A 3,669-nucleotide genomic window follows, 5' to 3' on the forward strand; every position below is an offset into this window, starting at 1 on the left:
CACATCAAACATGCCGTCACTTCCAGCCCCCAGCTGAACTTTTACAGCCTCTTGGACTGGAATGGAGTTACTGAAGTGCAACAGATCTATGAGGAGTTAGCACAAGAATTGCTGGGGTGAGCTCATCACCGGATAGCTAATCGGTTCGGCGCGACCACCGAGTATTGGGCCGCGACCTCCGAAACGAAACGGGTCACAAGGCGACATCCCTGCGGTCGGACCGCGTGTCTGATTTACCGCTTGAAAGCGGACGTGCCGCCACCGCCGCGCACATGCGGCCCGCCCGTCACCCACATCCGCTCGGAGCGCTGGGCTGCCTCGCTAATGCAATGCAGTCATTTCCGTAAACCGGAGACCACGGCGATCGCAGTAATCAGAGCGGCTATCAGCATCCAATGCTGAACGTGGACGCCCAAGACGCTGAATTCTTCAACAAGCGTATGCAAGGCTCTCAGACCGGACTGCCATCGTTGACCCCAAAGAAAGGTCCCAGCGGCCGGAGGGGACCGGCACGGTTCTATGTGGGTTCGCAAGCGGCCGATACCCATTAAATTCTGTTTGAGAGGGACCGCCTCCGCGCGGCCCGCGCCCGCCTGCATCATCAGTCTGTTTTAGCCACGTCGACGCTTCGGCTGCTTGAAGAAGATGTGCCGCATTTGGTGGTTTGTGCGCGCTCTTTCGTTCACGTCGAGACCCGGCCCTCGCCGTTGAACGACGACCAACCGCTCGCGGAGCGGGAACTGTGGATGCGCGCCCCGTGGGATGAGGCCAAGGCACTGCAGCGACCGCTGCCGGACGATACGCTACGGATCGCAAGCCGCGCAAAAACGCATCAGCGGGGCTCGGCGCCCGCGCTGGTCCATTTCGACCCTTCGCAGTTCCTTTCGCGGTTGGCGGCGGGCCGAGACGGTCATGCGTCAGCACCCCATCCAAGCGCCATTCAGCTCCAAAACCAAAAGTTGAGCTTGGAGAAGGCGCGCCGCCATCAGACCAATGGCCTAACGTCGAGTTCCTCTAACAATCGATGAGCATGACGCTGCGAGCGCCGATGCTTGTGATCGCGCGCCAAAATTTGGTTTAAGTCGCCAGAGAAGCTCGCGCTTATTCACCGGGAGATAACACCCAGCGTCAAATACTCGCCTCCAGGCAAATCTCTGCTCCACGCGGCCTCGCAGACGCAGGGCGCTTTCCGCCAGCGACCACGAATGGTCCCGAGGCCAGTCTGACCTCCAACTAAGCGATGCGCGGCCTACGTAAGGTCAATGCAGTCTCAAGCGGGCATGCGGCAGATGAGTCAAAATCGACCCGATCAAGATTGGTAGGCTCGAGTCGACGGTTTCGAGGCTCGCCGCAGACCTGGCCGCGGACCAACTTCGTCGACATCGATCTCAAGCGCTGATGTTTCGAAATCGTGACGCTGCTCGCGGCGCCGCGCCATCTGCAGGCTCGTTGCATCCCGGGTAGGGCGCGCCGGCACCGCCGCATGTGCAGGCCGTCCTCAAGGTCGCCGTCCTGTGGGCGATTACAGTAGGGACATTTGCAGATTCGTTTGCCCTCAGTAACGCGTTGGATACAGTTGGTTGCGGCATCGGAACCCCGGCTGGGGAAATTCTCGCTCGACCGACCTTTACCCTCAGCGCTACGAAGACAAACGTGGAGCTTTTCGTAGTGTCTGCGGCCCAGCTCGGCTTTGAGACCGATACAGCTTCGCTGGCTGAGATCTATACGCGCGCTCAACAGCTGGGCTTTGGACTTGCGGCGGCGGAGGTCGCTGCTCAACTTAGGCTTCAATATTTTGACCAACCGGTTGGCGAATTTCTCATCATCGGAATGGAGCCCATCAAGACGAGGAATGGCGAGCCCATCATTTTAACTGTAGCAAATGGCGGAGCCGGACTAATCCTCATCGGCCAAGATGGCAGTGCCGACGCACAAATATCCGTGGTATCTCCTTTTCTATTCGTGCGCTCCATCGCCCAATTTTGAGTAGGCAATACTTAGAAACCTGCCCCACACATGTTAGACTTTTCGTTCTTCCCATGACGAACCTAGACTGTGAAACGCACAAACGGGGCTCCCCTGCCGCCGGGCTGATCTCCAACGGCATCATCGCAGGCTGGCGTGCAGTTCGGGCGGCCCGCCCAACCTGTATCGCAGCGAGAGCGGAGTGCTGCCGTCGATGTCGGTGACGCCGAACTGCGCGCCCAGTTCGGCATTGATCAAGGCCCTGCCCGAATAGTGCATGAGATCGCCCGACGCGTAGAGAGCTGCTATTACCCGGCCCGTGAACTGCGGCGATTCCCGCTTGGCCGTCGGTCTCGCTTCGGGCGGCAAGCTGGCGATGTACGCACGGGCGCGTTCGGTATCGAGGCCACCCATCCAGATCGAGACGGCGGCGACGTTGTAGGGACGCAACTCCTTCGCCATGTCCGCCGCCATCTTGTCGGCGCCCGCCTTCTGCGCACCATAGACCGGGGTATGATAATAGGCGACCGCCCCATAGTGCCCCGTATTGACGATCAACCCACGGCCGTTCGCGATCAACAAGGGTGCAGCATAGAAGCTGGCCACGAAATGCGATCGCAGCCCGATCGTTATCAGATCGGCTGCCTCCAACGGCTTCTCCCAGAACCCTCCGGGCAGTGTCATGCCGACCGCCTTCACCGCGTTGTTGACCAGCAAGTCGAGTCGGCCATGATCGCGTCCTACCCGAGCGAACAGCTCTGCCACGGCCTCGTCATTGGAATGATCGATACACATCGGGATGCCCTTGCCGCCGGCTTCGCTGACAAGCGCCGCCGTCTCCGCCACCGTGCCGCCATGGGGCGAGTCATCCGACTTTTGGCTGCGTCCTGTCACATACACGGTCGCGCCGGACTGTCCGAGTGCGATGGCGATGCCCTTGCCTGCTCCCCGGCTGCCTCCCGTAACTACGGCCACCACACTCATAATCGTTCCCCTCGCAATGTTCCGGCGCGAGCCCAGGGCGGCACCAGTTTTCGTGTCCAAATGCCCAGCCATGAAGGCCGAACTGCTTCCGCGAAGGGATAGGAGCATGGTATTTAGAGCGCAAGAACGCACCAAAAAGTGCAATACACACCTCTAGGTAACTATGGCCAAAACTTCCCAAGCCTCCTCGCAGATGTGTTCCACAGCGGAGCTCGAGGACGGCTTAAAGGTTCTTGAAGGCCGATGGAAAGCACTCATCATATTCCATCTTTTTCGCGCGCCGGTGCTCCGATTTTCGGAGCTGCGCCGTGCAATTCCCGGCGTCTCTCAAAAGATGCTGATCCAGCAACTCCGTGATCTGGAAGGTACGCATACGACGGAGGCCGCCTGATTGACGCATGCGCGCGGGCACGGCGAGGTCTATGATGGCATTGGGTGAAGGGTGAAGGTCAGGCGGCCTGCTGATTGGCTGGCTTGTCGGCCTGGCGCAGGAGCTTCCATTCCCAGGGCAAGAGCTCGTGCAGACGCGATGCGGGATGATCGGCGATACGGGCCAGGACGTCGGCGAGCCAGGCCTTGGGATCGACGTCGTTGAGGCGACAGGTCGTGATCATCGTCAGCATGATGGCGGCACGGTCGGCGCCGCGCTGGCTGCCGGCGAAGGTCCAGTTGCGCCTTCCCAAGGCGATGCCTCTCAATGCGCGCTCAGCGCAATTGTTG

Annotated in this window: 2 protein-coding genes and 2 pseudogenes; 2 read left to right on the top strand and 2 right to left on the bottom strand. The window is 60.1% G+C overall.

Annotated features, from left to right (window positions below):
• Positions 1-1,488 precede the first annotated feature (1,488 nt).
• A pseudogene (locus K359_RS56420) lies at positions 1,489-1,986 on the top strand (hypothetical protein); the annotation flags it as partial.
• Between the two features lie 120 nt (positions 1,987-2,106).
• On the opposite strand, the gene K359_RS0147245 reads toward K359_RS56420, so the two are convergent.
• The gene (locus K359_RS0147245; protein ID WP_029085176.1) at positions 2,107-2,949 is read right to left on the bottom strand and encodes an SDR family NAD(P)-dependent oxidoreductase; all 843 of its coding nucleotides are present in this window, start codon (positions 2,947-2,949) and stop codon (positions 2,107-2,109) included.
• A gap of 193 nt (positions 2,950-3,142) precedes the next feature.
• On the opposite strand from K359_RS0147245, the pseudogene K359_RS56425 reads away from it, so the two are divergent.
• Positions 3,143-3,313: pseudogene (locus K359_RS56425) on the top strand (winged helix-turn-helix transcriptional regulator); the annotation flags it as partial.
• 85 nt (positions 3,314-3,398) lie between these two features.
• On the opposite strand, the gene K359_RS0147255 reads toward K359_RS56425, so the two are convergent.
• Positions 3,399-3,669: transposase domain-containing protein (locus tag K359_RS0147255; RefSeq protein ID WP_029083799.1), on the bottom strand; the 271-nt coding region annotated here is incomplete at its 5' end.

This window comes from Bradyrhizobium sp. th-b2 (assembly GCF_000426785.1).
Classification (GTDB): Bacteria; Pseudomonadota; Alphaproteobacteria; order Rhizobiales; family Xanthobacteraceae; genus Bradyrhizobium; species Bradyrhizobium septentrionale.

Excerpts from the sequence above, each read along its gene's own strand:
- K359_RS0147245 (WP_029085176.1), bottom strand. The coding sequence starts at position 2,949 with ATGAGTGTGGTGGCCGTAGTTACGGGAGGCAGCCGGGGAGCAGGCAAG.